Origin of the sequence: Mycobacterium sp. NPDC048908, assembly GCF_043197955.1 — a bacterium.
Classification (GTDB): domain Bacteria; phylum Actinomycetota; class Actinomycetes; order Mycobacteriales; family Mycobacteriaceae; genus Mycobacterium.
This window is the reverse complement of the sequence record NZ_JBICUE010000002.1, coordinates 559,235-586,109: the sequence shown is the minus strand read 5'-3', so window position 1 is coordinate 586,109 and position 26,875 is coordinate 559,235. Positions and strand designations below refer to the sequence as shown.

The window sequence follows — 26,875 nt, the reverse complement described above, 5'->3', positions numbered from 1 at the left end:
GCCGTCATCCCGACGAGAGCTTCGCTGCCGACGGGGCCGACACCGGTTGTTCGGCGGGCACCAACCGGTCATAGATCCGTAAGGTGTCAGCAGCGATTCGGTCCCATGAATAGCGCGCCTTCGCGCGATCGCGACCCGCGGCGCCCAGGCTTTGGCGCAGGAACTCGTCGCGCATCAGTTGTTTGACCGCCAGGGCCACGTCAATGGGGCTCTTCGGCTTGACCAGTCGGCCGGTCACGTCGTGCACGACCGTGTCGAGCATCCCGCCGACCGCAGACGCGACGACCGGGACACCGCACGCCATCGCCTCCAGCGGAACAATGCCGAACGGCTCGTACCATGGCGTGCACGCCACCACGTCGGCCGACCGCAGAATTGCGGGCATGTCGCCGCGCGCAACAGATCCGTACAGGTGTACGCGGTCGGCAACGCCGAGTTCGTCGGCGAGGGTCAACAACCGACACGCCTCGAGATCCGAACTCAGCTCCGGCTTCTCCGGACCACCGACGATGACCAGTTCAGTGTCGGGGATCGCGGGTAGCGCCCTCACGACCACGTCGAAACCCTTGCGGGGCACGAACCTTCCCACGCTGACGATGCGATGCCGGTCGCCGCGCGGTGCGACAGGCCCGTCAGGGGTGAACACGTCCACGTCCACTCCGCACGGCACGACGGACATCCTGGCGCGCGATCGCCCCATCCTGACCAACTCGAAAACCTCGTCGGTGCAGGTGGCAGCGACCCATGATGCCCCGCGAGCCACCGCGGCCTCCAGATGCTGCCGCTGGCTGGGACTGGTGTCGTTGGCACCTTGATGCCTGCGTTTCACCACGCCGAGCGCGTGAAACGTTTGCACCGCGGGCAGTTCGAGATGGCGGGCCGCCAGTTGAGTCGCTATCCCCGACATCCAGAAGTGCGCGTGCGCTACGTCTGGCCGGACCACGCTCCATTCCGCGTCCAGAAATTGAGCGAACGGACCCATGTGACGGAGCAATTCGTCCTTCGGCAGATGTTCGGCGGGTCCTGCCGGCACATGTACCACCGTGTATCCCTGCGGCATCTCGACACGTTCCGGCAGCGTGGGATCGTCACGCCGGGTATAGACCGTCACCGTGTGACCACGGCGGGTCATCGCCGACGACAATTCTGCGACGTGCACGTTTTGCCCGCCGGCATCCGCGCCGCCGAGCACCGCCAGTGGACTGGCATGTTCAGAAACCATGGCGATCTTCATCGGGACCCTCCTTTCGAGTGCTGTCCGGATGTGTTTTCGATGACGTCGTCCCACTCGGCGAGAAAGCGGTCGAGCGCGAAGTGCGTCATCGCGAAGTCACGCGCCGCCTTGCCCGCCGCGCAAGCGGCCGGGAAGTCGGTGACGAATCCCTCCAGCGCATGGGCCAGCGTTGCGACGTCGGCGCTGACCACCCCTGCCTCTTGGGGCACCACCAACGGCGCCATGGTGGATGCCACCGCCACCACCGGCATGCCAAGGAACATCGCCTCGATCAGGGAAAGACCGAGTGAGGTCCAGCGCGCGGTATGCAGGTAAACCCGCCGCCTGGCCACCTGATGCAGTAGCCGCGGCGCCTGCACGTCGCCTTTTCCGCACACTCGCCCCCCATGCGACATCGCCTCACTTGCCATGCCCCACACGTCGATTCGAACGTGTCGTGACAGTTCGTCCAGCAGATCGGCGCCGACGGTGCGCCAGCGCCTGCGCGGCTCGTTGATCATGGTGGCCGCCGCGGCGATCTCGCCGGTGTACAGATGCCCGGGGTCGGGGATGCCGTGGTTGATGACGCGTGTCGGCGCCATGCCGTTGTCCCACATCAACTCGTTGAAATCGGTCACGTGGATCAGCGGGATGTCGTCGCGGGCCGCCAATGGGTGCACGCTGTCGACGGCGAAGGGCCGGGGCGCGTTGTGTTCGACGAAGACCGCCGGAACGTCGATGCCGGGTCTGCGACCCAACCACCGCGTCGCCAGTTCGATCTCATCCGCTCGCTGCAAGACCACAAGATCGATGTCTTCGACGCGCAGCTGCGACGACGGAATCTCGTGTGCAGTAGGCCAATTGCGGCCACACAAGCCGCGGCCGTATGCATCCCTGGCGTCGGTGACGGGTAGGAGATAGCGATGCCTGCCAGCGACGAACGCCTCCGTCCAAGACCCATGCACATGCCACACCAGCACATTTCGGCTGGCACCAGGTTCCGACATGCGAACCGCTTACCCGAAGCGCTTCTCAGGTAAAGGCCGAGTGACCGACTCTTCGCGAAGTGGCTACACTCCTTTCGCATCCTGGACGACTCCATGCTGTCAGCCGGTTTTCGGCAAGATCAGAAGGGGTATTCCGGCCGGTATGCCAGACAGCAAAGACTTTGCCGACGACGTGCCCGTCGCCGACGCGGTCGAGCAGAGCAGGACGGTGAGGGAACCGGTGCTCGACGAAGAGGCTGCGGCCGAGCCACCGGACACCCCGCCGCTCGAGGCGACGGCCGCCGATTGGCAAGAGCAACTCGAGACGGTCGAGCTCGATCCCGATGACGACGAGGTCGACCTGTCGTGACAGATGCGAATGGTGGTCAAAAGCTGAGGGGCTGACAGGAGCCGCCATGGCACAACTGAATGAACACCCGCGGCGCTGGCGGGCACGACTTGTCCTGGTTGTGCTCTTCGTCGCGCTGGGTCTCCTGTTGACTTGCTGCCCAGCCAACCGCGACGGCATGCCGGGCCAGCTGGCGCAGTCCATGCAAGAGACCACCGCCGCCGCCCGCAGCGGTGCCCTGGCGCTGGACATGTGGATCCGGCAACGGTCAACGAACCAGCTCGTCAGCGTCCAGCTCTCGGACGCACGCGATGAGGTCGTGAAGGCGTACAAGGGTATCGCGAAGCTGCGGGCAGAGGATCCAATCGACGTCGACCGCCAGCACACACTCACCGCGTCGATGAACGACATCGTCGCGCAGCTCAACGCGGCGGGTGCGATGGTCCGAAACGTCGCAACGACTCCGCCCGCGGCGAAGGCTCGCGACGACCTGAGAGCGACCGCCGATGCGCTCGAGAGCGGATACCGCTGATGTCGAAGATCTTCTCGGTCGCGCTCGGAATCCTCACCGCCATCGGCGGATTCGTCGACATCGGGGACCTGGTGACCAATTCCGTTGTCGGATCGCGGTTCGGCCTTGCGCTGGTCTGGGTGGTGGTCGTCGGTGTGGTTGGAATCTGCTTGTACGCCAACATGGCCGGTCGGGTGGCCGCGGTGAGTGGCAGGGCGACGTTCGAGATCATCCGCGAGCGGCTCGGGCCGCGGGCCGCCGCGGCGAACCTGTCGGCATCGGTGTTCATCAACCTGATGACGTTGACCGCCGAGATCGGCGGCGTCGCATTGGCCCTGCAACTGGCGACCGACGTCGGGACGACGATGTGGATCCCGGTTGCGGCGTTCGGGGTGTGGGTGGTGGTGTGGCGCGTCAAGTTCTCGATCATGGAGAATGTCACCGGCCTGCTCGGCCTCTTCTTGATCGTCTTCGCGGTCAGTGTGTTTGCGCTGCACCCGAACTGGGGCGGCCTGGCCCACCAGGTCACGTCGCCGGTGATTCCAGAGCAGGAGTCGGCGGCAACCTACTGGTACTTCGCGATCGCGCTGTTCGGCGCCGCGATGACACCGTACGAAGTGTTCTTCTTCTCGTCAGGGGCCGTAGAGGAACACTGGACCAAGAAGGACCTGGGCACGTCGCGGCTCAATGTGTTGGTCGGCTTCCCGCTCGGGGGGATGTTGTCGATCGCCATCGCTGCCTGCGCGACCATCGTTCTGCTGCCCAATCAAATTGAGGTCACCACGCTGTCACAGACGGTGATGCCCGTTGTCGCCGCTGGCGGAAAGCTGTTATTGGCGTTCGTGATCGTCGGAATCCTCGCAGCGACGTTTGGCGCGGCGTTGGAAACAGCGTTGTCCGGGGGCTACATCTTGGCCCAGTTCCTCGGCTGGCCGTGGGGGAAGTTCCGGCGTCCGGCGGAGGCCGCGAGGTTCCACGTGGTGATGATCGTGACGATCATCGTCGGCGCCGCGGTGCTCTACACCGGCGTCGACCCGATCATGGTGACCGAGTACTCGGTGGTCTTCTCGGCCATTGCGCTGCCGCTGACCTATCTGCCGATTCTGATTGTGGCCAATGATTCCCAGTACATGGGAGACGACACCAACGGGAGAGTAACGAACATGTTCGCCTCGGTGTATCTGGTGATCATCTTGGCGGCCTCCGTGGCCGCGATCCCGCTGATGATCGTGACGGGAGCCGGTCAATGAGCCTTCCTGCCAAGGACCATCGCGGCCGACTGCTCGACGCCCGCCTGCATCTGTTGGACCGCCAGTTGCTTGACGACGCAGGCGATCCCGCGGGTATCGTCGACGACCTCGAGCTCGCGGGGGTGGAGTTCGATAAGGACATTCCGCAAGGCGCCGACGCGCCCCGGGTGACCTCGCTGTTGTCGGGCCACGTCGTCGCCACGCGCATATTCGGCGGCAATCCCCCGCGGTCGCGGCTGCAAGCCATTCCGTGGAATCTCGTCGCGTCGGTGGGGGTGGTGGTGGCGCTCAAGCCGACCGACATGGTCCTGGACAGTGGCTGGATGGAACGGTGGATGTGCGACCGGATCATCAAACGCATTCCGGGAGGCCGGCATGCTGCTGAGTGAGGTGCTGGGCCTGCGTGTCGTCGATGCGGGCTCTCATCCGGTGGGGACGGTGGTCGATGTCCGGGTGACCATCGCAGGTGAGCTCGCCGACGACCCACCCACGCCGCGGGTCCTGGGCCTGGTGGTGAGCCCGCACACGAGATCGTCTTTTCTCGGCTATGAGCGCTCCGCGGCGGACGCCCCCGCGATGATCGCCGCATTGATGCGCTGGTGGCATCGGGACACCTTTGTGGCCGCCTGGGAAGACATCGCCCGCGTCGGCTCCGACCTGGTCAGATTGCGGCCGGGCTTCACCCGGTATTCACCCGTGCTGCGCGACACAGGCGTTTAGCCGCTCCGCCTGCCGGGAATGCCAGCCGAGCGAGGGGAGATACCTCTTGTCGGCCCCGGGGGGAGATACCTCTTGTCGGCCCCGGAGGGCCCCACGCTGAAGTGGGCACAACCGATCCACGCCGAAAGCGGAAAGGTAAGCATGACCGAGAAGAACAGTGGCCCAGAAGAAGGCATCAAAGGCGCCGTCGAGGGCGTCAAGGGCAAAGCGAAGGAGGCGGTCGGCACCGTTACAGGCCGTGACGACCTGACCCGCGAGGGCAAGGCTCAGCAGGACAAGGCCGACGCCCAGAGGGACGCCGCTCGCAAGGAAGCCGAAGCGGAATCGGCTCGCGGCGGCGCGAAGGCCGCCGAGAAGCGTCAGGAATCCGAGCAGCACTAGCTGACGCGAAAAAGGCCCAGCCGAATCGGCTGGGCCTTTTTCGTCCGGTCAGCTGCTGGGGCTCAGCTGCTGGGGCGTTGCCGATGGGCATCGGGATGCTCTGCATACCAACGCTCTTCGATACGGCGGACCCGCAGGTGTTCCACCAGCAGCCAGCCGCCCCCGATCACAAACAGCACAAGAGACGTGAGGCCGAGACCGATTCCGACGTTGTGATGCGCCGAGGCGTGCGCGGCGAGTGCGGACACGAAAAGTACCAGCGCGACACCGATCACGATCAGCCCCGGCATGATCTTGTTGTCTTTCATCGACTCGCCTGCATGCGGCCGCGTCGTCCTTGCGTGGTCAACAGGATCTTTCGGGCCTTTCATCGGTACTCCTCTCTCGGATACCTACGCCCGCCAAACATGGGCTGATTTCAACGGTAGAACTACCGGGCGGCAACGTCACGTGTTCGGCGGATACGGTTCACCCCGGAGCACGGCCGCAAGATGGGCGGCGTTGCGGGCGGCCGAAGCGGTGGTCTTGGCCACGGCCTCGGGCACCTCATCGAGGTCGTCGTAGTTCCTCGACTGCATGGCCTCGCCAGTCCAGTAAGTCCCGGCTTGCGACGCGATGGAGAAGCCAATGTCGTTGAGCCCCTGGAACATGTCGGCGATGACCTTGTGGGCGCCGTCCTCGTTTCCTACCACCGCGACGAGCGCGACCTTGCCGACCATCGTCCGGCGCCGTCGGTGTTGGACAACTCGGCATCCAAACGCTCGAGCACCCGCTGCGCGATGCTGCACGGATGGCCCACCCAGATCGGTGTCGCGAGCACGAGAATGTTGGGATCCAGGATGGTTTGGCGAATCTTCGGCCACTCGTCGCAATCGATTCCAGGTGGCGCAGCACGATTCCCTCACGCAGTGCCCACGGACAGGTCCAGCGACTCGACGTCGAGCGTGGACATGGTCAGGTCGGCTACCATCGCGCCTGCCAGGATCTGCCGGTCGCGGGGCAGCGAGATGCCGCGCAGTCTGGCGCGCTCGGGGCCGACATCCTGGCCAATCGCGGAATCCACTTCTGGACATCGCTGCGGGTCAGCCCCCGCCGAACGAACGGGCCCTTTCGTTGCGGCGCCGCACCGCACAGTCGGGCCACCCGTACCAGCGGTGCACAGCGAGGTAGGTGAGACGGGCCTCCGCGTCGCCGGACAGGTACTGCGGCCGGATGCCCGCCGAGTTCTGGATTTGGTCGAGCACCTCGTCGCGGTTCACGGCGTCCCGTATCGCGGAGGTCACGAAGGCGTACAGCATGTCGATCGCCTGCCGCTCGGCGGTCTCGACGGCGCGTGCCACCGCGGCGCACACACGGTCAACACCCGGCTGACCGATGGCGCCGTCCGGCATCATCTCCTCGCCGAGCACGGTCGGTTCCTTGATCGCGTGAGCGGGCTATGGTGGCCCGCCCACGGTCACGTCGACGATCTGCAACTGCGCCGCGTTCGAACCGACGTCCAGCACTCCGAGTCTCACTCCAGCGAGATATCCGCTGATTCCCGATTTAGGCCTCGGTCAGCCACCGAACAGGGCGGGCCCGGCCAACGCCGGCATGCTCAACGTCGATACCAGCCCCATCAAGGCGAGCAGGAACCATCCCGCGCCCTGCCACGCCCACCAGGTCTGGCGGTTGCGCCACTGTTGATAGGTGCGGACGAAGGCCCACACCGCGCCGAGCAAAAGGATGGACGGCGCACCGACGGCCAGCAGGGTCCGCTGCGGAACGCCGCAGGCTGCCGTGTCCGCGGTGGCGCCGTGGCAGGTGCTCAGCCACAGCGCGGCGAAGACCAGAAACGCCACCCCGGACGCCGTAATGAGCACGCCGAAGCGCATGGCCTCGCGCACATTGGCGTTGTCGTGACGCAAGTCGTTGGGGTTGTGATACACAGTCACCAAGACACTCCCCGAAATTCGCTGCTAGAACCCAATTCACCCCGATGTGGGTGCTGTTTTCCCTGTCCGGAGAGCGAATAAACCTCAGGATCCGACGCGTAAATGCGCGGTCAGCAGCAGTCTGTCGTAGACCGACCGGGCAGGCAGCACCTCGTCGTATGGAAGATCAAGGAAGTCGTGCACGATTTGCTCGGCGAGCGCGCGCAACTTGGTGTTGGTTTCCTGCGAGCGCCACTTCAGCAGTTCGAAGGCCGAATCGGCGCTGATCCGGTAGACCAGCATCAACATCCCCTTGGCCTGCTCGATACCGCTGCGGGCCTGGGCGATCTCGGCGACCGCCTCGCTGAGTCGCTCATCGTGGGCGCGGGTAGCCGCTGGGCTGACGTCGATGTAGAAGCCGTGCGTGCCGACAACCGCGCCGGCCTCGTCGAAGATCTGGTCGCCAACGACCACTACGTCGTGAACGTCGCCGTGGGTGTCGACGATGCGGTGCCGCGTGGAGAACGCGCCTGCGGTGCGCCGGATCTCGTCCAGCGTGGCGGCGACCTGCCCGTAATCGTCGGGATGCTTGTGCGACAGCACCAAATCCGTGGTCGGCTGTATGGTTCCTGGCTGGTAGCCGTGCATGCGCTCGACTTGAGGTGACCACTCCCAGCGCTCATCGGCGAAATAGAACCGGAACCAACCGACACGCTGCGGCTCACCGCCCGCCAAAGCGTGCTCGACGGGCCTCTGCCCCTCGAGGTCGGTCAACTCGTCGGTCATGCTGTGCAGATTATCTCGGCTAAGTACCATGCGGCATCGAAGCTGATCAGACGTTCGTTATCGGGACAGTCCAGCGGTGCTGTCAGCCCGCCGTCTTAGCATTCCGCGCGTGAGGCTCAAGCTGTACGGCGCCGCGGGCGTCGTATCCGGCATCGCCGCATACCTTCTCGGCGTCCCCCTGGTGTGGAGCCTGGCGGTCGGGGCCGTCGCACCAGCGGTTGTCGCGGCGGTGCCACACTTCCTGCGCGGAGCGTTCATCGGCATCAGCACCCGCGACGACGTCGCCGCGGGAATGTCGGGGACTGAATTCGAGGATTACGTCGCGCGGGTGGTGCGGTCCTGCGGAGTCCCGGTGATCATGACCTCGATCACCGGCGACTGGGGTGTCGACATCATCGTCGGCAGGAGGCCCAATCGCATTGCCATTCAATGCAAACGGCAGTCGCGTCCGGTGGGCACCAGCGCCATACAGGAGGTGGTGGCTGGCGCTCCCATGCAGGACTGCGTCAAGACCATGGTGGTCACCAACCACGAATTCACCGCTGCGGCACGCAAACTCGCGGAGTTGCACGGCTGCGAACTCGTCGGCCGAGCCGAACTGCCGCGGCTCCGGTCGACCATCCGCCGCCTCACCGCATCTGCGTGAGCACCTCGCGCACCGCTGCCACCGCGGTGTCGATCTCGTCGCGCGACACCGTCAGCGCCGGGCGGAACCGCACGCTGTCGGGGCCGCTGGCGAGCATGATGACGCGGCGATCCCAGAGCCTGCGGATCAGCTCGTCGCGCTCGGCGCCGCCCGGCAGGCTGAACGCACACATCAAACCGCGGCCGCGGACGTCCAACACCAACCCGGGGAATTCGGCGGCCAGCGCATCCAGCTGGTCCACTAGATAGCGTCCGGCCTTGGCGGCGCGCACCATCAACTCCTCGGACTCGATGATCTCCAGGATGCGCCGCGAGCGCACCATGTCGACCAAGTTGCCGCCCCAGGTGGAATTGATCCGGGAACTGACGGCGAACACGTTGTCGCGCACCTCGTCGACCCGGCGGCCGGCCATGATGCCGCATACCTGTGTCTTCTTGCCGAAGGCAACCACGTCGGGCGCAACACCCAATTGCTGGTAGGCCCAGGCGGTTCCGGTCAGCCCGCAGCCGGTCTGCACCTCGTCGAAGACGAGAAGCGCGTCGAACTCGTCGCACAGGTCACGCATCGCGGCGAAGAACTCCGGCCGGAAATGCCGGTCACCGCCCTCCCCCTGGATGGGCTCGGCGATGAAGCAGGCGATGTCGTGCGGATGCGCCTCGAACGCCGCGCGCGCCTGCGCCAGCGATTGCGCTTCGACGGCGTCCATGTCGACACCGGGCCTGAGATAGGGCGCGTCGATGCGCGGCCAGTCGAACTTCGGGAACCGGGCCACCTTGTTGGGGTCGGTGTTGGTCAGCGACAGGGTGTAGCCGCTGCGGCCATGGAAGGCGCCGCGCAGGTGCAGCACCTTGGTGCCGAGTTCGGGATCTATGCCGTGTGCCTCGTTGTGTCGGCTCTTCCAGTCGAACGCCACCTTGAGGGCATTTTCGACGGCCAACGCTCCCCCGTCGACGAAGAACAGGTGCGGCAGCGCGGGATCGCCGAGCACCCTGGCGAAGGTGTCGACGAAGCGGGCCATCGGCACGCTGTAGACGTCGGAGTTGCTTGGCTTGTTGACCGCGGCCTGCGCCAACTCGGCGCGGAAATCGTCGTCGTCGGCGAGGCCCGGGTGGTTCATGCCGAGCGCCGACGAGGCGAAGAACGTGAACATGTCGAGATATCGCTCGCCGGTGCGGGCGTCGACCAGATAGGAGCCCGATGAGCGGTCGATGTCGAGAACGAAGTCGAGCCCATCGGCCAGGATGCTGCGGGCCAACACGTCACGGACGTCGTCGGGGCGCAGGGCAGCAGGTGTCAGGACGGCAGTCATAAGGCCATCTTAACAGATTATTTACGGTGACTAGACCATCTGACCGTAACTATTACGGTACGAAGTCGCGTCCTGCGTAAAAAGTCTGTAGGATGATCGTGCTTCGAGTCCGCACGTTCGCCGCCGTCCGGATCCGTTGCAGCAAGTCTTCGAGCGCCCGCGCCGACTCGACACGCACCAGCAGGATGTAGCTCTCTTCACCTGCCACCGAGTAACAGGACTCGATTTCCGCGATGTGTTCGAGCCGCGCGGGCGCATCATCGGGTTGGGAAGGATCAAGAGGAGTGATGGCCACGAACGCGGACAGCATGTGCCCGATGGCTTCGGGGTTGATCCGCGCCGAGTACCCGGTGACGACGCCGCGCGACTCCAGTCGGCGGACCCGGGACTGGACAGCCGATACCGACAATCCGGCCACCGCAGCGAGATGCGCCAGCGTGGCGCGTCCGTCGGCCACCAGTTCACGCGCCAGGGTGCGATCGATCTCGTCGAGCGGTTCGCTCATGGCGGCACCCTATCCAAGGCGGTCGTCGAAATGACCCGGCGCTCCGATTTCTGGGAAACGTGGCGGCTGCGCGCCGAATTCGCGGCTGCTCTGTCGCGCCTCTACGGCGCCGAGGTGCCCGCGTACAACGCGCTGGTCGAAGTCAGCACCGCGGTGAACCGCGAAGTCAGCACCGCGGTGAACCGTGAACTGGGCGGGGACGAGCGACTCGGCTCGTTGGACCGGGTGACGGCGGAACGCCACGGCGCGATCCGGGTCGGCAGCGCGCGTGAACTCGCCGAGGTCGCGGATTTGTTCGCCGCGTTCGGGATGTTCCCGGTCGGCTACTACGACCTGCGCGACGCGGCGTCGCCGGTTCCCGTCGTGTCGACCGCGTTTCGGCCCATCGACAGCGCGCAACTGGCGCACAACCCGTTCCGGGTGTTCACCTCGATGCTGGCGACCGCAGATGAGCGGTTCTTCTCCCCCGACCTACGGGCCCGCGTCGAGCGGTTCGTCGGCGCGCGGCAGTTGTTCGACCCGGCACTGATCGCGGAGGCCCGGCACATCGCCGTCGACGGCGGTGCTGATGGGGCGCGGGCGCGACGGTTCGTCGCGGATGCGGTTGCCGCGTTCGCGCTCTCCCGTGAGCCGATCGACCGCGGCTGGCACGACGAGTTGGCCGATGTGTCGGCGGTGGCCGCGGACATCGCGGGGGTGCGCAGCACCCACATCAACCATCTGACGCCACGAGTGCTCGACATCGACGAGTTGTACCGGCGGATGACCGCGCGTGGCATCACGATGATCGACGCCATCCAGGGCCCGCCGGCCTGGCATGGACCCGACGTGTTGTTGCGCCAGACGTCATTTCGCGCGCTGGCCGAGCCGCGGTTGTTCCGTGCCGCCGACGGCACGGTGTCTCACGGCACGCTGCGTGTGCGGTTCGGCGAGGTCGAGGCTCGCGGGGTGGCCTTGACCCCGCTGGGCCGGGCACGCTACGACGCCGCGATGTCGACACCAGATCCGGCCGCCGTGTGGGGAGACTACTTTCCGGCCACCGATGAGGCGATGGCGGCCGCCGGACTGGCCTACTACCACGGCGGTGACCCTACGAAACCCGTTGTGTACGAAGACTTCCTGCCCGCGTCTGCGGCGGGCATCTTCCGGTCCAACCTCGACACCGACAGCAGGGCGGCCGAGGCGGACGATACGTCGCACTACACCCTGCACTGGCTGGCCGGTCAAATCGGCCACCACATCCACGACCCGTACGAGCTCTACGAGAAAGTCGCATCATCATGACCACGATTCAGTCGATCAAGCTTCCGACGGCCGACGACCTGCGCGCCCGGGCGCGTGACGCGCTGAGCGCCATCGGCTCCAGCACGCCCCTCGGCGAGCCCGGCGGTGTTGGATTGCAGGCCAGCACGCCGATCACCGGTGAGGTGCTGTTCACTGTCTCCGAGTCCACACCGGAGCAGGCGGATGCCGCGATAAGCCAAGCGGCGCAAGCATTTACAACATGGCGCAGCACGCCCGCGCCGGCACGCGGCGCCGTGGTGGCCCGACTGGGCGAACTGCTCATCGAGCACAAGGCCGACCTCGCGACGCTGGTCACGATCGAGGCGGGCAAGATCACGTCTGAGGCCCTCGGCGAAGTCCAGGAGATGATCGACATCTGCGAGTTCGCGGTCGGTCTGTCGCGACAGTTGTACGGCAAGACGATCGCGTCAGAGCGGCCTGGCCATCGCCTGATGGAGACCTGGCATCCGCTCGGCGTCGTCGGCGTGATCACCGCGTTCAATTTCCCCGTCGCGGTCTGGGCGTGGAACACCGCGATCGCGTTGGTGTGCGGAGACACCGTGGTGTGGAAGCCTTCGGAGCTGACGCCGCTCACCGCGCTGGCGTGTCAGACGCTTGCCGAACGCGCGGCAAGCGACGCCGGAGCGCCGCCGGAGGTCTGTCGGCTGGTGCAGGGCGGCCGCGAGGTCGGCGAACGACTGGTCGACGATCCCCGGGTGGCGCTGCTGAGTGCCACCGGGTCGGTGCGGATGGGCCAGCAGGTCGGGCCGCGGGTCGCGCAGCGGTTCGGCAAGGTGTTATTGGAACTCGGCGGCAACAACGCCGCGATCGTGACCCCGTCGGCCGATCTCGACCTCGCCGTCCGCGGCATCGTGTTCTCGGCGGCGGGGACGGCGGGCCAGCGGTGCACCACGCTGCGCAGGCTGATCGTGCACTCATCGATCGCCGACGAGTTGGTCGGACGGATCGTCAACGCCTACCGGCAGTTGCCCGTCGGCGATCCGGCGGCCGAGGGCACGCTGGTGGGCCCGCTCATCCACGAGACCGCGTACCGCGACATGGTGCGGGCATTGGAACAGGCCAAAGCCGACGGCGGTGAGGTGATCGGCGGCGAGCGCCATGACGTCGGTGACGAAAGCGCCTACTACGTGGCCCCGGCGGTGGTGCGGATGCCGTCGCAGACGGCGGTGGTGCATTCGGAAACGTTCGCACCGATTCTCTACGTGCTCACCTACGACGACCTTGACGAGGCAATCGCGCTGAACAATGCGGTGCCGCAGGGTCTTTCGTCGGCCATCTTCACGCTGGACGTGCGCGAGGCGGAGCGCTTCATGGCGGCCGACGGCTCGGACTGTGGCATCGCCAACGTCAACATCGGCACGTCGGGTGCCGAGATCGGCGGCGCGTTCGGTGGTGAGAAGCAGACGGGCGGCGGCCGCGAATCGGGTTCAGATGCGTGGAAGGCATACATGCGCCGCGCCACCAACACCGTGAACTACTCGTCCGAGCTGCCGCTGGCACAGGGGGTGCACTTCGGATAGTGCGGGCATGAACCCACTACTCGAGGGGCACACGCCACTTCGCGGGTAGGGCAGTTCAAGGCACTTCGGACACTGGACAGTAGCTGCGCCCGGCCGACCCCCCGCCGCGCGACACACGTTGATGTGCCCAGTTCGCAGCGACAAAGTGGGCCGCAGCGACCTTGGAGCTACCAGAGGTGGGCATTTCGGACACTGGCCAGCCGGGGCGGTACGCGCACGCGTTTTGATGCCGCACGAGCGGGTCACTCTACACGCATGCAAAACAGCAATTCGCGCGTGTTTGCAGTGGTCGGCGTGGTTGTCGCCGCAATCGCGGCGGCCGCGCTGGTGATGCCCGCCGCACGCCAACTCGGTTCCGCGGCCGGTTCCTTGACGGCCGCCGCGATTATCGGCATCCCGGTTCTGATCGTGCTCGCGGTCAGTGGTGCGTCCCACTACGGCGTATTGGCCAGTTCCGTCATAGCGCTCGCCATCGCGGTGATCACCTGCGTCGTGTCCTGGGTGATCGCCGCGTTCGCCTTCGCGACGGCACTGTCGGGGTCTGCGACCGGCCTGCTGCTAGCGGTCGTGCTGTTCGGCGGCCCCGCGTTGTGTGTGCTGGTCCTGGGCCTGCTCGCGCTTCGCGTCGTGCCCGCCCGATCAGCGGACTTCGCAATGCGCCGCAAATTTCAGCACAATTAGCACCATGCTCGGACTACCGGACTCCGTGCGCGCCTGCCTTTTCGATCTCGACGGTGTCCTGACGGATACTGCCAGCGTGCACAAGAGAGCCTGGAAGGCCATGTTCGACTCGTTTCTGCGCGACCGGGCCGATCAGGCCGGCGAACAGTTCGTGGAATTCGACATCGACGCGGACTATCTGACCTACATCGACGGCAAGAAGCGTGAGGACGGTGTCCGGTCATTTCTGACCGCCCGTGGTATCACGCTGCCGGAGGGCGCACCGGACGACGACCCGTCGGCAGAAACCGTGCACGGGCTCGGCAATCGCAAGAACGAACTGTTCCATCAGACGTTGCGCACGGACGGGGTGAAGGTGTTCGAAGGTTCGCGGCGATATCTCGAGCAGGTCGACGCCGCCGGACTGGCCGTCGCGGTCGTATCGTCCAGCGCCAACACGCGAGAAGTGCTCGAACTCACCGGTCTGGACAAGTTCGTTCAACAGCGGGTCGACGGCGTGACCATGCGGGAAGAACACATCGACGGCAAGCCGGCGCCAGACTCCTTCCTTCGTGCCAGTGAATTGCTGGGGGTCAAGCCGGCAGAAGCGGCCGTCTTCGAGGACGCGCTGGCTGGCGTCGAGGCGGGCAAGCGCGGCAACTTCGGCTGCGTGGTCGGCGTGGACCGCGTCGGCCAGGCAGAAGCGTTGCGCCGCAACGGCGCAACCGTTGTCGTGACCGACTTGGCCGAGTTGCTCTCCGGCCGATGATCACCGAGCAGACTTTTCCCGTCGAGCCGTGGTGCGTGCGGGAGACCACGCTCGATCTCAACCTACTGGCGCAGTCGGAGTCGGTGTTCGCGTTGTCCAACGGCCACATCGGATTGCGCGGTAACCTCGACGAAGGCGAGCCGTACGGGTTGCCCGGCACCTACCTCAACTCGTTCTACGAGACGCGCCCTCTGCCGTATGCCGAAGCGGGATACGGCTATCCCGAGGACGGCCAATCGGTCGTCGACGTCACCAACGGCAAGATCCTGCGACTGCTCGTCGACGATGAACCGTTCGACGTCCGCTACGGCCAACTCGAGTCTCACGAGCGCGTCCTCGACCTACGCGCGGGCACACTGACCCGAAATGTGTGCTGGACATCCCCCGTTGGCAGGCGGGTGAAGCTGCGTTCGACACGACTCGTGTCTTTGGCCCAACGCGGTGTGGCGGCCATCGAATACATCGTGGAGGCCGTCGACGAATCCGCACGGATGACTGTGCAATCCGAGCTGGTAGCCAACGAGGATCAGCCGACGCCGTCTGACGATCCCCGGGTAGCGGCCATGCTGTTGAATCCGCTGGAGGCGGTTCAGCACGATGCAGGCAGCCGGGGCGCGCTGCTCGTGCACCGGACCCGCAGCAGTTGCTTGATGATGGCCGCGGCAATGGAACACCAGATCGAGGTGCCTGGCCGCGTCGAAGTCGACACCGATGCCGGCGAGGACTGGGCACGAACGACGATCATCTGCGGGCTGCGACCGGGACAACAACTGCGCATCGTGAAGTTCCTCGCCTACGGGTGGTCGAGCCTGCGCTCCCGGCCCGCACTGCGCGACCAGGTGCTTGGCGCGGTCGCCGGTGCCCAGTACTGCGGGTGGGAAGGGCTGCTCGAGGCGCAGCGGGACTTCCTCGACGATTTCTGGGACTGCGCGGACGTCGAGGTCGAGGGCGACGCAGACTGTCAGCAGGCCGTGCGCTTCGGACTGTTTCACGTATTGCAGGCCAGCGCTCGGGCCGAGCGCCGCGCGATTCCTGGCAAAGGTCTGACCGGAACGGGCTACGACGGTCACACCTTCTGGGACACCGAAGGATTTGTACTGCCTGTGTTGACCTACACCGCGCCGCGTGCCGCGGCGGACGCGTTGCGTTGGCGGGCATCGACCCTGGATTTGGCCCGCGAACGCGCGGCGGAACTGGATCTGGCCGGCGCCGCGTTCCCCTGGCGGACCATCCGTGGCCAGGAGTGCTCCGCTTACTGGCCCGCAGGCACCGCCGCCTGGCACATCAACGCCGACATCGCGATGGCCTTCGAGCTGTATCGCACCGTCACGGGCGATGATTCGCTGGAGGCAGACTGCGGTCTGGAGGTGCTGGTGGACACTGCACGGCTGTGGATGTCGTTGGGGCACCACGACCGGCACGGAGTGTGGCATCTCGACGGGGTGACCGGTCCCGACGAGTACACGGCCGTCGTCAGGGACAATGTGTTCACCAATCTCATGGCGGCACACAACCTTCGGACTGCAGTCGAGGCCTGCAACCGGCACCCCGACGCAGCACTCGCGCTGGGGGTCGGGTCGGAGGAGACCGCCGCCTGGCGCGACGCGGCCGCAGCGGCGCACCTCCCGTTCGACAAGGAGCTCGGCGTCCACCAACAGTGCGAAGGCTTCACGACGCTGCGCGAGTGGAACTTCACGGACAATACCGAGTATCCGCTGCTGCTGAACGAGGCGTACGTGCGGCTGTACCCGTCGCAGGTCATCAAGCAGGCTGACCTTGTTCTGGCAATGCACTGGCGCAGTGGCGAATTCACTCCTGAGCAGAAGGCGCGCAACGTCGACTACTACGAGCGGCGCACCACCAGAGATTCGTCGCTGTCGGCCTGCACCCAGGCGGTGATGTGCGCTGAAGTCGGGCATCTGGAATTGGCCCACGACTACCTGTATGAAGCCGCGTTGATCGATCTGCGCGACCTGCATCACAACACCCGCGACGGCCTGCACATGGCGTCGTTGGCGGGGGCGTGGACGGCTCTGGTCGCGGGCTTCGGTGGCCTTCGTGATGACGACGGCGAACTCGCATTGAATCCTCAACTGCCAGACGGGATTTCCCGGCTGCGGTTCCGCCTGCGGTGGCGCAACTTCCGGCTCACCGTCGACGTCACGCACGAGGATGTGACATACACGCTGCGGGACGGTCCAGACCATCACCTGAGCATTCGCCATGCCGGCGAGGAGCTCGACCTGAGCACCGATTCGCCCACCACGGTGGCGGTGCAACGGCGCGAGGCGCTGCTTCCGCCGCCGTGCCAACCGCCTGGGCGCGCGCCAGCACACCGGCGAGCCGATAAATCAGGTGCTGCTCAACGCGGCGCCTGACTACCCTCGGAATCGGGGGAAGGAAATGATGCAAACGATCGACGGTCACAAGATCGTCAATTTCGCCAGTGAGATCGATCAAGGCACGGTCGAGCAGGCCGCGCAGACGGCTGCGCTTCCGTTTGTCTATCCGCACGTGGCGTTGATGCCTGACGCGCATGTCGGCAAGGGAGCGGCGGTCGGAACCGTGATCCCGACGCTGGGCGCCGTCATCCCCGCCGCGGTCGGAGTGGACATCGGCTGCGGAATGATCGCCGCCCGCACCCGATTCACGGCCGACGATCTGGCAGGCAAGGACACCGCACAGCTTCGTCGTTCGCTGGAATCCGCCATCCCGCTCAGTGCAGGCAACTACAACAAGTCGCTGAAGCGCTATGCATTCACGGCCGCCAGGGTCGAGGCGTTGGAAGGCCTGGCCCGCGACGGTGACGTCGACCTGTCCCATTCACCGAAGTGGCGCGAACAGCTCGGAACACTCGGCGGGGGCAACCATTTCGTCGAATTGTGCCTCGACGAAGACGATGCGGTCTGGATGTTCCTGCACTCCGGATCGCGCGGCGTCGGGAACAAGATCGCCACCCGGCACATCAACGTGGCCAAGCAACAGTGCCGCAACAGCGGCGTCGCGCTGCCGAATGCCGACCTGGCGTACCTGGCCGAGGGCACCCCGGAATTCGACACCTACATCGCAGAATTGCGCTGGGCGCAGGCCTTTGCGCTGGCCAACCGCGAGGAGATGATGGACCGCTTCGGCCAGGCGCTGGCGCACTGGATGCAGGTCGACGCCGACGACGTCGAGTTGGAACGGATCAACACCCATCACAACTACACGACGCCGGAACGGCATGGCGGCAAGGAGGTTTGGCTCACCCGCAAGGGGGCCGTCGACGCGCATCCGGGCCGGATGGGGGTGATTCCGGGGTCGATGGGCACCCGGTCCTACATCGTGCGAGGCAAGGGCAACCCGGACAGCCTGTGCAGCGCACCGCACGGCGCGGGCCGCCGGTTCTCTCGAAGCGAGGCAAGGCGCCGGTTCACCGCCGAGGACCTCGCCGCGCGGATGAACGGCATCGAGTACCGACACGGCGAGGCGTGGGTCGACGAGATTCCCGATGCCTACAAGCCCATCGACGTCGTGATGGCTGATTCGGCGGATCTCGTCGAGGTGGTCACGACGCTGCGTCAGGTGGTCAACGTCAAGGGCACCTGATTCATCGACGTTTGGACACCGGGATTCTCATCAGGTCACTCGGCGACGACAACGTCGCCACCGAAAACCCCGACCGCCTCCTCGCGGTGCCGACTCAGGTCGGGATAGCCTGCGAGAAGTGCGCGATCACCAACATGTCGACACCGTCGGCCAGGGCGTAGACGGCGTCACAGAACCGGGTGTCCATCACTAACGCGAACACCATCGGCCGAAAAGCGTTGCACCACAACGGGAACGCCGAGACAGTGGTCGCCGCGGAAATGGGTGAGGCACAACCTGGTGATGCTGCTGGCGGCGACACCGGCGAGCAGAAGTTGACGCTGTGTGCTCTCGCCAGGATCGAAGAGCACGCCCTGGCCGTCCCACAGCAGCAGATAGCCGTTGTGGTTGCGGTGGCGGGTCGGCACCTGACTGGCCGTCCCGAGCACGCCAATTCACGCGCGGACACGTACCGACAGTAGGCGCAGCGCTGTTGTACATGTGTTAACTAGAATGGCGGCATGGCTGGGCCTGACGCTCTTGGCGCAAGCGGCTCATCGCCGTCCCGACGGCGGCTGTCGCCCGACGACCGCCGCAACGAACTGCTGGCGCTGGGCGCCGAGGTGTTCGGCGAGCGGCCGTACGACGAGGTCCGCATCGACGAGATCGCCGAACGAGCGGGCGTGTCGCGGGCGTTGATGTACCACTACTTCCCCGACAAGCGGACGTTCTTCGCGGAGGTGATCCGCGCCGAGGGTGACCGTCTTTTCGAGGCCACCAGCACCCCGCCCGAGCCGGGGCAGAGCCTGTTCGACCAGGTTCGCGAGGGCGTGCTGGCATACGTCCGCTACGACGAAGAGCATCCGCACGGTGCATGGGCCGCCTATGTCGGCATCGGCAGCTCGGATCCGGTGCTGCGCGGCATCGAAGACGTCGACAACAATCGGCAGGTCAACCGGATCATGGAGCGCATCACCAAGTCAGTCGATGACGGAATGGACGCCAAGGTCGAGCGCGATCTCCGCGTCACCATCTACGGCTGGCTGGCGTTCACATTCGAGATGTGCAGGCAACGTCTGCTCGATCCGTCGCTGGATGCCGGCTACGTCGGTGCGGCGTGCGCGCACGCGCTGCTCGACGCGGTCGGCAGGGTGCCGGGCATCCCTTCTGCGCTGAGCGAAGCCGTCGCCCCAGAGCACCGCTGAAATCTGTCGGTGCCCTCCTGCACCATGGCTAGATGACCTCTGACCCGCTGGAACGCTTCAGCGCGCTGACCCGCGAATGGTTCACGGGCACGTTCGCCGAGCCCACCGCGGCGCAGGCGCAGGCGTGGTCGGCCATCGCCGACGGGGACAACACGCTGGTCATCGCCCCGACTGGCTCCGGTAAGACGCTGGCCGCGTTCCTGTGGGCCATCGACCAACTGGCGTCGTCGGAGCCGAAACCGGCGGGAGCGGGCACCAAGGTGCTGTACGTGTCGCCGCTGAAGGCGCTGGCCGTCGACGTCGAGCGCAACCTGCGCACGCCGCTGATCGGCGTCGGCCGGGTGGCCGAACGCCGCGGTCTCACCGCCCTTGCCATCAGCGTGGGTGTGCGATCCGGTGACACCCCGCCCGCCCAGCGAAGGGCATTGATCACCAATCCGCCGGACGTCCTGATCACCACGCCTGAGTCGCTGTTCTTGATGCTGACATCGGCGGCGCGCGAGACGCTGGCCGACGTGCGGACGGTCATCGTCGACGAGGTGCACGCGGTCGCTGGCACCAAACGCGGCGCCCACCTGGCGCTGTCGCTGGAGCGGCTCGACCAGATTCTGGCCGCCCCCGCGCAGCGCATCGGGCTTTCGGCCACCGTTCGACCACCCGAGGAGGTCGCGCGGTTTCTGTCGGGACAGGCCAGGACCACCATCGTCGCGCCGCCCGCCGCCAAAACCTTCGACCTGTCCGTGCAGGTGCCGGTGCCCGACATGGCGAACCTGGAGAACAACTCGATCTGGCCGGATGTCGAGGCGCGGATCGTCGACCTGATCGAAACTCACCGCAGTTCCATCGTGTTCGCCAACTCGCGCCGGCTGGCCGAGCGGCTCACCTCGCGGCTCAACGAGATTCACGCCGAGCGGTCAGGCATCGAGCTGCCCGATGGGCGCAATCCACAGGTCGGCGGCGGTTCGCCAGCGCAGCTGATGGCAAGCGGCCAATCGCACGGGGCGCCGACCCTGCTGGCCCGCGCGCATCACGGCTCGGTCAGCAAGGAGCAGCGCGCCCAGGTCGAAGATGACCTGAAGAGCGGGCGGCTGCGCGCCGTAGTCGCCACCTCCAGCTTGGAGTTGGGCATCGACATGGGTGCGGTCGATCTGGTGATCCAGGTCGAGGCACCGCCGTCGGTGGCCAGCGGACTGCAGAGGATCGGCCGGGCAGGCCACCAGGTCGGCGAGATCTCGCAGGGCGTGCTGTTCCCCAAGCACCGCACCGACTTGATCGGCTGCGCGGTGACCGTGAAGCGGATGCTGGCGGGCGAAATCGAGACCATGCATGTGCCGACCAATCCGCTCGACGTGCTCGCCCAGCACACCGTCGCCGCGTGCGCGCTCGAGCCCATCGACGCCGACCGCTGGTTCGACGCGGTGCGTCGCAGCGCCCCGTTTGCGACCTTGCCGCGCAGCGCATTCGAGGCGACGTTGGATCTGCTTTCCGGCAAGTACCCGTCCACCGAGTTCGCCGAACTGCGGCCGCGGCTGGTGTACGACCGGGACGCGGGGACGCTGACCGCCCGGCCGGGTGCACAGCGGCTGGCGGTCACATCCGGCGGCGCCATCCCTGATCGCGGGCTGTTCACCGTCTATCTGGCTACCGATTCCGAAAAGCCCTCGCGCGTAGGGGAACTCGATGAAGAAATGGTCTACGAGTCCCGTCCAGGTGACGTGATCTCGCTGGGAGCGACCAGTTGGCGGATCACCGAGATCACCCACGACCGCGTGTTGGTCATTCCGGCACCGGGTCAGCCCGCGCGCTTACCGTTCTGGAAAGGCGACGGTGTCGGCAGGCCAGCCGAGTTGGGCGCCGCCGTCGGTGCGTTCACAGGTGAGCTCGCGGGCCTCGGCCATGACCAATTCATAGAACGTTGCCAGGCAATGGGTTTCGATCAGTTCGCCTCCGACAATCTGTGGCGGCTACTGGATGACCAGCGGCAGGCGACAGGCACCGTGCCCAGCGACACCACGTTGATGGTCGAACGGTTCCGCGACGAACTCGGTGACTGGCGAGTGATCCTGCACTCCCCCTATGGACTTCGGGTACACGGGCCGCTCGCGTTGGCGGTGTCCCGTCGACTGCGCGAACGCTACGGCATCGATGAGAAGCCGACGGCGTCCGACGACGGCATCATCGTCCGACTACCCGACACCGAAGACGCCGCGCCAGGCGCCGACCTGTTCGTCTTCGACGCCGACGAAATCGAACCCATCGTCACTGCCGAGGTGGGCGGCTCGGCACTGTTCGCCTCACGGTTCCGCGAATGCGCCGCGCGCGCATTGCTTTTGCCGCGCAGGCACCCCGGTAAGCGGTCACCGCTGTGGCATCAACGGCAACGCGCCGCCCAACTGCTCGATGTCGCGCGCAAGTACCCGGACTTCCCCATCGTGCTGGAGGCGGTGCGGGAGTGCCTGCAGGACGTCTACGACGTGCCCGCACTGACCGCGCTGATGCACCGAGTGGCCCAGCGCCGGCTGCGCGTGGTCGAAGTGGAGACCGCGACTCCGTCGCCGTTCGCCGCGTCACTGCTGTTCGGCTACGTCGGCGCGTTCATGTACGAGGGCGACAGCCCGCTGGCCGAGCGTCGCGCCGCGGCCCTTTCGCTGGACAGCGTGTTGCTCGCCGAACTGCTCGGCCGGGTCGAGTTGCGGGAATTGCTCGATCCGCAGGTCATCGCGACCACCACCCGACAGCTGCAGCACCTGGCCGCCGACCGGTTGGCCCGTGACGCCGAGGGCATCGCGGACCTGCTGCGGATCCTCGGCCCGCTGACCGAACAAGAGATCGCCGACCGCTGCACCACCACAGAAGTCGGCGCCTGGCTGGACGGCTTACAGGCCGCCAGGCGGGTGCTGCAGGTATCGTTCGCCGACCAAAAGTGGTGGGCCACAATCGAAGACATCGGCCTGTTGCGCGACGGTGTCGGGGTGGCGGTACCGGTGGGCGTACCGATGGCGTTCACCGAGTCCGTCGATGACCCGCTGGGCGAATTGCTGGGCCGCTATGCGCGCACCCGCGGACCGTTCACCACCCACGACGCCGCGGTCCGGTTCGGCCTCGGCCTGCGGGTGACCGCCGACGTGCTTGGTCGGATGGCCATCGACGGCAAGCTGATTCGCGGCGAGTTCACGTCCGGAGCCGCTACGGCGGCGACATCGGACTCAGTGGTCGATTCCACCGAATGGTGTGACGCGGACGTGTTGAAGATCCTGCGCCGCCGGTCGTTGGCCGCGCTGCGGGCTCAGGTCGAACCGGTCAGCACCGCGGCTTACGGTCGGTTCCTGCCGTCCTGGCAGCAGGTGGGCTCGCACAATTCGGGTATCGACGGCCTGGCGTCGGTGATCGACCAGTTGGCCGGTGTGCCGATGCCGGCATCCGCGGTCGAGCCGCTGGTGTTCGGGCAGCGGGTGCGCGACTATCAGCCCGCGATGCTCGACGAACTGCTCGCTTCGGGGGAGGTCACCTGGTCGGGCGTCGGCCAGATCGGCGGCGGTGACGGCTGGATCGCCTTTCATCCCGCCGAATCGGCACCGTTGACCTTGGCCCCGCCGACCGAGCTCGAGTTCACCGACACGCATCGGGCGATCATGGCCACTCTCGGTGGCGGCGGTGCGTATTTCTTCCGCCAGCTCGCCGAGTCGGACACCGAGAAGTTCAAAGAGGCGCTCTGGGAGCTGATCTGGGCTGGCTGGGTCGGCGGCGATACGTTCGCACCGGTCCGCGCGATGCTGTCAGGCAGCCGCAGATCGACGGGGCGCCGCGGCACACCGGCGCACCGGCAACGGCAGCGGCCGCCACGGCTGAGCCGCTACAGCGTCGCGCATGCCCAAGCCCGCACTTCCGACCCGACGGTGGCGGGCAGGTGGTCGGCGCTGCCGAGTGCCGAACCGGAGTCGACGGTGCGGGCGCACTTCCAGGCCGAGCTGTTACTCGGTCGCCACGGCGTTTTGACCAAGGGAGCGGTCGGGGCCGAGGAGGTGCCCGGCGGCTTCGCGATGTTGTACAAGGTGCTCACGGCCTTTGAGGAGGCGGGCCGCTGCCAGCGCGGCTACTTCGTTGAATCCCTTGGCGGCGCGCAGTTCGCCGTCGCGTCGACCGTGGACCGTCTCCGGTCGTATCTCGACGGCGTCGACCAAGACCGCCGTGAGTACCACGCGGTGGTCCTCGCGGCCGCCGATCCTGCCAACCCGTACGGCGCCGCGCTGCCGTGGCCAACGCGCAAGTCCGGCGACGACGACGTGGCGCACCGACCGGGCCGCAAGGCCGGCGCGCTGGTCGCGATCGTCGACGGCGAGCTTGTCTGGTTCCTGGAACGCGGTGGGCGCTCGCTGCTGAGTTTCATCGATGACGTCGATGCGCATGCAGCGGCCGCGGCGGCGCTGACCGATCTGGTGAGTGCGGGGCGCATCGGTTCACTACTCGTCGAGAAGGTCAACGGCGTGTCGGTGCTGGAGCCCGTCGCAGAAGGTGAGCGCGCCACCGTGCATGAGTCGCTGCTCGGCGCCGGGTTCGCGCGCACCCCGAGGGGCCTGCGGCTGCGCTAGCAACGACGCCTACAGTTCAAAATCATGGCGCTGCGCACGGCACTGACGACACTGTTCGGCATCGAGCATCCCGTTGTGCTGGCGCCGATGGGCGGCGTGTCGGGCGGCGCGCTGGCAGGTGCGGTGTCCGACGGCGGCGGCCTTGGCCTCGTCGGCGCGGGCCGCGGCGACCTCGAGTGGCTGGACCGCGAATGCGGTTTGACTCGGGCGGCGACGTCGAAGCCGTGGGGCATCGGCTTTTTGACGTGGGCCATCGACGAACGCGTGATCGACGCGGCCATCAGCTGGTCACCGGCGGCGATCATGCTGTCGTTCGGCGATCCCGCCCCGTTCGCGCAGACAATCCTCGACGCGGGCATTCCGCTGATGGTGCAGGTGACCTCACTGGACGAGGCGCGGCGCGCACTGGACGTCGGTGCGAATGTCGTTGTGGCACAAGGCTCCGAGGCTGGCGGGCATTGTGGAGGCCGCGCGACGCTGCCCTTCGTCCCCGCAGTGGTCAACATTGCGGGCGCGACACCCGTGCTGGCCGCGGGAGGTATTGCAGACGGTCGCGGATTGGCGGCCGCACTGATGCTGGGAGCCGCGGGCGCCATGATCGGCACCAGGTTCGAGGCCACCACCGAAGCCTTGCTCGACCCCGAGGAGGTGAAGGCGATCACCGAGGCGGCAGCTTCTGACACCGTCCGCGGCCGCGTGCTGGACATCGCCACACATGCGGGCTGGCCCGCCCGTTATCCGGCGCGTACTCTGCGCAACCGCTTCACCGACATCTGGGATGGACGAGAAACGGAATTGGAGTCCGATCAGGGCGCGCTGGCCGAGTTCCGCGCCGCCGCCGAGCGTGGCGACCGCGACTATCTGCCGATCTGGGCGGGAGAAGCCGTCGATCTGGTCACCGGATCGGACTCCGCGAGCGCACTCGTCGCGCGCATCGCGGCGCAGGCCGAGGCGACGATCGCCGGAGTGTTGGCGTGATCACCACACCCTTCGGCTTCTCGTCGACCGCCGCGGACGTCATTGCCGGCGTCGATCTGTCCGGTAAGCGCGCCATCGTCACAGGCGCATCGTCGGGCATCGGCGTCGAGACCGCGCGGGCGCTGGCGAGCGCTGGTGCGGCGGTCACGCTCGCGGTACGCAATACGGCAGCAGGCGAACGTGTGGCCGCGGACATCGCGGCGAGCACCGGCAACCGCGGGGTCACGGTCGGCGCATTGGAACTGGCCGACCTCACCAGTGTGCGAGCCTTCGTCGCATCATGGACTGGGCCGCTCGACATCCTGGTCAACAACGCTGGCGTGATGGCCGTTGCGGAGCTGACCATGTCCGCCAGTGGACACGAAATGCAGTTCGCGACAAACCATCTCGGCCACTTCGCGCTCACCCTCGGATTACACGACGCGCTGACTGCGGCGGGTGCCGCCCGCATCGTGTCGGTCAGCTCGGCCGGACATCTGCGCTCGCCAGTGGTGTTCGACGACATCGACTATGCGTTTCGCGATTACGACCCGTTCGGCGCGTACGGACAGTCGAAGACAGCCAATGTGCTGTTCGCCGTGGAAGCCAACCGGCGGTGGGCCGCCGACGGTATCGTCGCCAACGCGCTGATGCCCGGCGCCATCTTCACTCAACTGGGCCGCCACATCGACATGGGAAGGGCCGCCGCCGCGATGCGGGGCCAACGAGCGGTCAAGACGGTAAAACAAGGCGCGGCGACGTCGGTGTTGCTCGCCGCCTCGCCACTGCTGGACGGTGTCGGCGGTCGCTATTTCGAGAACTGCAACGAGGCCGCGCCGGTGACGCGTCGCGGGGCCCCGGGTTCGGGCGGCGTCGCGCCGTACGCGCTGAATGCGGCCAATGCCGAACGGCTGTGGGATGTTTCGATGCGGATGCTCGATGCCTGAGGGAGACACCGTCTGGCATACCGCCGCCATCCTGCGGGATGCGCTGGTCGGCAAGGCGCTGACGCGGTGCGATGTCAGGGTGCCGAGGTACGCGACCGTCGACTTGACGGGGCAGGTGGTTGACGAGGTGATCAGCCGCGGCAAGCATCTGTTCATAAGGGTCGGCACGGCCAGCATCCATTCTCATCTGAAGATGGAGGGCAGCTGGAAGGTCAACCCGGTCAGCAAGCCGAGCAGGGCCGGTTACCGGATCCGGATCATCCTGGAAACAGCCGACATTCAGGCGGCGGGCATCGATCTGGGCGTGCTGGAGGTGCTCGACCGCGACCACGATATGGATGTCGTCTCCCATCTCGGACCCGATCTGCTCGGCACCGACTGGGACCCGCGGACCGCGGCGGCGAATCTGACGGCCGATCCCGCTCGGCCGCTGTCCGAGACGCTGCTCGACCAGCGTGTGATGGCCGGAGTCGGGAACGTCTACTGCAACGAACTGTGCTTCGTGACCGGCCATCTGCCGACCGCTCCGGTCAGCCACGTCAAGGACCCGCTGCGGTTGGTGCAGCGGGCCCGTGACATGTTGTGGCTGAACCGGTCTCGATGGAATCGCACCACCACCGGCAATACCCGCCACGGCCAGGACCTGTGGGTCTACGGCCGCGGCGGCCAGCCCTGCAGGCGATGCGGGACGCCGATCGAGTCGGATCGTGGTGGCGACCGCGTCACGTACTGGTGCCCGGTCTGCCAGACCTGACAAACGCGCCGAGACTACGGTTCGTGACGAATT

General features: G+C 66.5%; 28 protein-coding genes and 2 pseudogenes. 19 read left to right on the top strand and 11 right to left on the bottom strand.

Translation table 11 applies throughout. The annotated features are described in order from the left end of the window. Positions 1 to 4 precede the first annotated feature (4 nt). Positions 5 to 1,234, bottom strand: coding sequence for a glycosyltransferase (locus ACGFK1_RS07440; RefSeq protein ID WP_393427587.1), 1,230 nt, complete (start codon positions 1,232 to 1,234; stop codon positions 5 to 7). After that, complete coding sequence (locus ACGFK1_RS07435) at positions 1,231 to 2,220, bottom strand: glycosyltransferase (protein ID WP_393427586.1); 990 nt, start codon at positions 2,218 to 2,220, stop codon at positions 1,231 to 1,233. Before ACGFK1_RS07435 ends, ACGFK1_RS07440 begins: the two co-directional genes overlap by 4 nt. A gap of 142 nt (positions 2,221 to 2,362) precedes the next feature. Between ACGFK1_RS07435 and ACGFK1_RS07430 the strand changes: the two genes are divergently transcribed. The 6 genes from ACGFK1_RS07430 to ACGFK1_RS07405 all read left to right on the top strand — a co-directional run bounded on the left by ACGFK1_RS07430 (position 2,363) and on the right by ACGFK1_RS07405 (position 5,410). After that, positions 2,363 to 2,569, top strand: coding sequence for a hypothetical protein (locus tag ACGFK1_RS07430; protein WP_393427585.1), 207 nt, complete (start codon positions 2,363 to 2,365; stop codon positions 2,567 to 2,569). Positions 2,570 to 2,615: 46 nt separating this feature from the next. After that, positions 2,616 to 3,080 (top strand): hypothetical protein, encoded by a 465-nt coding sequence (locus ACGFK1_RS07425; protein WP_393427584.1) that lies wholly within the window; start codon positions 2,616 to 2,618, stop codon positions 3,078 to 3,080. After that, positions 3,080 to 4,309: an NRAMP family divalent metal transporter gene (locus ACGFK1_RS07420; RefSeq protein ID WP_393427583.1), complete on the top strand. Its 1,230-nt coding sequence runs from the start codon at positions 3,080 to 3,082 to the stop codon at positions 4,307 to 4,309. Before ACGFK1_RS07425 ends, ACGFK1_RS07420 begins: the two co-directional genes overlap by 1 nt. Further along, on the top strand, positions 4,306 to 4,698 hold the full coding sequence (locus ACGFK1_RS07415; RefSeq protein WP_393427582.1) for a hypothetical protein: 393 nt from the start codon (positions 4,306 to 4,308) through the stop codon (positions 4,696 to 4,698). The genes ACGFK1_RS07420 and ACGFK1_RS07415 overlap by 4 nt, the downstream gene beginning before the upstream one ends. After that, positions 4,685 to 5,029, top strand: a complete 345-nt coding sequence (locus ACGFK1_RS07410; protein WP_393427581.1) for a hypothetical protein — start codon at positions 4,685 to 4,687, stop codon at positions 5,027 to 5,029. Before ACGFK1_RS07415 ends, ACGFK1_RS07410 begins: the two co-directional genes overlap by 14 nt. Positions 5,030 to 5,170: 141 nt before the next feature. Further along, positions 5,171 to 5,410 (top strand): CsbD family protein, encoded by a 240-nt coding sequence (locus ACGFK1_RS07405; RefSeq protein ID WP_393427580.1) that lies wholly within the window; start codon positions 5,171 to 5,173, stop codon positions 5,408 to 5,410. A 62-nt stretch (positions 5,411 to 5,472) separates the two neighbouring features. On the opposite strand, the gene usfY is transcribed toward ACGFK1_RS07405, so the two are convergent. From usfY to ACGFK1_RS07375, 6 genes and pseudogenes are all read right to left on the bottom strand, one after another. Beyond that, positions 5,473 to 5,781 carry a protein UsfY gene (usfY, locus tag ACGFK1_RS07400; protein ID WP_393427579.1) on the bottom strand — a complete coding sequence of 103 codons (309 nt, stop codon included), beginning with the start codon at positions 5,779 to 5,781 and terminating at the stop codon, positions 5,473 to 5,475. A 75-nt stretch (positions 5,782 to 5,856) separates the two neighbouring features. Further along, positions 5,857 to 6,293, bottom strand: a pseudogene (locus ACGFK1_RS07395) (flavodoxin family protein); the annotation flags it as partial. A gap of 18 nt (positions 6,294 to 6,311) precedes the next feature. Beyond that, entirely contained in the window at positions 6,312 to 6,473 is a 162-nt protein-coding gene (locus ACGFK1_RS07390; RefSeq protein WP_393427578.1) for a hypothetical protein, read from the bottom strand. Positions 6,474 to 6,492: 19 nt separating this feature from the next. Next, entirely contained in the window at positions 6,493 to 6,819 is a 327-nt protein-coding gene (locus ACGFK1_RS07385; protein WP_393427577.1) for a hypothetical protein, read from the bottom strand. Between the two features lie 147 nt (positions 6,820 to 6,966). After that, positions 6,967 to 7,284 (bottom strand): hypothetical protein, encoded by a 318-nt coding sequence (locus ACGFK1_RS07380; RefSeq protein ID WP_393427881.1) that lies wholly within the window; start codon positions 7,282 to 7,284, stop codon positions 6,967 to 6,969. 144 nt (positions 7,285 to 7,428) lie between these two features. Further along, positions 7,429 to 8,109, bottom strand: a complete 681-nt coding sequence (locus tag ACGFK1_RS07375) for a PAS and ANTAR domain-containing protein (protein WP_393427576.1) — start codon at positions 8,107 to 8,109, stop codon at positions 7,429 to 7,431. A 100-nt stretch (positions 8,110 to 8,209) separates the two neighbouring features. On the opposite strand from ACGFK1_RS07375, the gene ACGFK1_RS07370 reads away from it, so the two are divergent. Continuing rightward, entirely contained in the window at positions 8,210 to 8,755 is a 546-nt protein-coding gene (locus ACGFK1_RS07370; RefSeq protein WP_393427880.1) for a restriction endonuclease, read from the top strand. Here ACGFK1_RS07370 and lat read toward each other — a convergent pair. After that, positions 8,739 to 10,064, bottom strand: coding sequence for an L-lysine 6-transaminase (gene lat / locus ACGFK1_RS07365; RefSeq protein WP_393427575.1), 1,326 nt, complete (start codon positions 10,062 to 10,064; stop codon positions 8,739 to 8,741). The genes ACGFK1_RS07370 and lat overlap by 17 nt on opposite strands. A 52-nt stretch (positions 10,065 to 10,116) precedes the next feature. Then, complete coding sequence (locus ACGFK1_RS07360; RefSeq protein ID WP_393427574.1) at positions 10,117 to 10,569, bottom strand: Lrp/AsnC family transcriptional regulator; 453 nt, start codon at positions 10,567 to 10,569, stop codon at positions 10,117 to 10,119. Positions 10,570 to 10,599: 30 nt separating this feature from the next. On the opposite strand from ACGFK1_RS07360, the gene ACGFK1_RS07355 reads away from it, so the two are divergent. The 7 genes from ACGFK1_RS07355 (at position 10,600) to ACGFK1_RS07325 (ending at position 18,572) form a co-directional block, all read left to right on the top strand. Beyond that, entirely contained in the window at positions 10,600 to 11,853 is a 1,254-nt protein-coding gene (locus tag ACGFK1_RS07355; protein WP_393427573.1) for a 2-oxoadipate dioxygenase/decarboxylase family protein, read from the top strand. Next, positions 11,850 to 13,394: an aldehyde dehydrogenase family protein gene (locus tag ACGFK1_RS07350; RefSeq protein WP_393427572.1), complete on the top strand. Its 1,545-nt coding sequence runs from the start codon at positions 11,850 to 11,852 to the stop codon at positions 13,392 to 13,394. Before ACGFK1_RS07355 ends, ACGFK1_RS07350 begins: the two co-directional genes overlap by 4 nt. 255 nt (positions 13,395 to 13,649) lie before the next feature. Beyond that, positions 13,650 to 14,075, top strand: a complete 426-nt coding sequence (locus ACGFK1_RS07345) for a hypothetical protein (RefSeq protein ID WP_393427571.1) — start codon at positions 13,650 to 13,652, stop codon at positions 14,073 to 14,075. 4 nt (positions 14,076 to 14,079) lie between these two features. Then, the gene (locus tag ACGFK1_RS07340; RefSeq protein ID WP_393427570.1) at positions 14,080 to 14,823 is read left to right on the top strand and encodes a beta-phosphoglucomutase family hydrolase; all 744 of its coding nucleotides are present in this window, start codon (positions 14,080 to 14,082) and stop codon (positions 14,821 to 14,823) included. Next, positions 14,820 to 17,201 (top strand): glycoside hydrolase family 65 protein, encoded by a 2,382-nt coding sequence (locus ACGFK1_RS07335; protein ID WP_393427569.1) that lies wholly within the window; start codon positions 14,820 to 14,822, stop codon positions 17,199 to 17,201. The genes ACGFK1_RS07340 and ACGFK1_RS07335 overlap by 4 nt, the downstream gene beginning before the upstream one ends. A 28-nt stretch (positions 17,202 to 17,229) precedes the next feature. Next, on the top strand, positions 17,230 to 18,411 hold the full coding sequence (locus ACGFK1_RS07330) for an RtcB family protein (protein WP_393427568.1): 1,182 nt from the start codon (positions 17,230 to 17,232) through the stop codon (positions 18,409 to 18,411). A gap of 11 nt (positions 18,412 to 18,422) precedes the next feature. Continuing rightward, positions 18,423 to 18,572, top strand: a complete 150-nt coding sequence (locus tag ACGFK1_RS07325; RefSeq protein WP_393427567.1) for a hypothetical protein — start codon at positions 18,423 to 18,425, stop codon at positions 18,570 to 18,572. 12 nt (positions 18,573 to 18,584) lie between these two features. On the opposite strand, the pseudogene ACGFK1_RS07320 reads toward ACGFK1_RS07325, so the two are convergent. Further along, a pseudogene (locus ACGFK1_RS07320) lies at positions 18,585 to 18,859 on the bottom strand (MBL fold metallo-hydrolase); the annotation flags it as partial. 52 nt (positions 18,860 to 18,911) lie between these two features. Here ACGFK1_RS07320 and ACGFK1_RS07315 point away from each other — a divergent pair. From ACGFK1_RS07315 to nei2, 5 genes are read left to right on the top strand one after another with little or no spacing between them, the layout of a single operon-like run. Continuing rightward, a complete protein-coding gene (locus ACGFK1_RS07315; RefSeq protein WP_393427566.1) occupies positions 18,912 to 19,595 on the top strand; it encodes a TetR/AcrR family transcriptional regulator in 684 nt (227 codons plus the stop codon). 32 nt (positions 19,596 to 19,627) lie between these two features. Then, the gene (locus ACGFK1_RS07310) at positions 19,628 to 24,184 is read left to right on the top strand and encodes an ATP-dependent helicase (RefSeq protein WP_393427565.1); all 4,557 of its coding nucleotides are present in this window, start codon (positions 19,628 to 19,630) and stop codon (positions 24,182 to 24,184) included. Positions 24,185 to 24,208: 24 nt separating this feature from the next. Beyond that, a complete protein-coding gene (locus tag ACGFK1_RS07305) occupies positions 24,209 to 25,162 on the top strand; it encodes an NAD(P)H-dependent flavin oxidoreductase (RefSeq protein ID WP_393427564.1) in 954 nt (317 codons plus the stop codon). Beyond that, positions 25,159 to 26,088 (top strand): SDR family NAD(P)-dependent oxidoreductase, encoded by a 930-nt coding sequence (locus ACGFK1_RS07300; RefSeq protein WP_393427563.1) that lies wholly within the window; start codon positions 25,159 to 25,161, stop codon positions 26,086 to 26,088. Before ACGFK1_RS07305 ends, ACGFK1_RS07300 begins: the two co-directional genes overlap by 4 nt. After that, complete coding sequence (nei2, locus tag ACGFK1_RS07295; protein WP_393427562.1) at positions 26,081 to 26,842, top strand: endonuclease VIII Nei2; 762 nt, start codon at positions 26,081 to 26,083, stop codon at positions 26,840 to 26,842. Before ACGFK1_RS07300 ends, nei2 begins: the two co-directional genes overlap by 8 nt. The last annotated feature ends 33 nt before the right edge of the window (positions 26,843 to 26,875 follow it).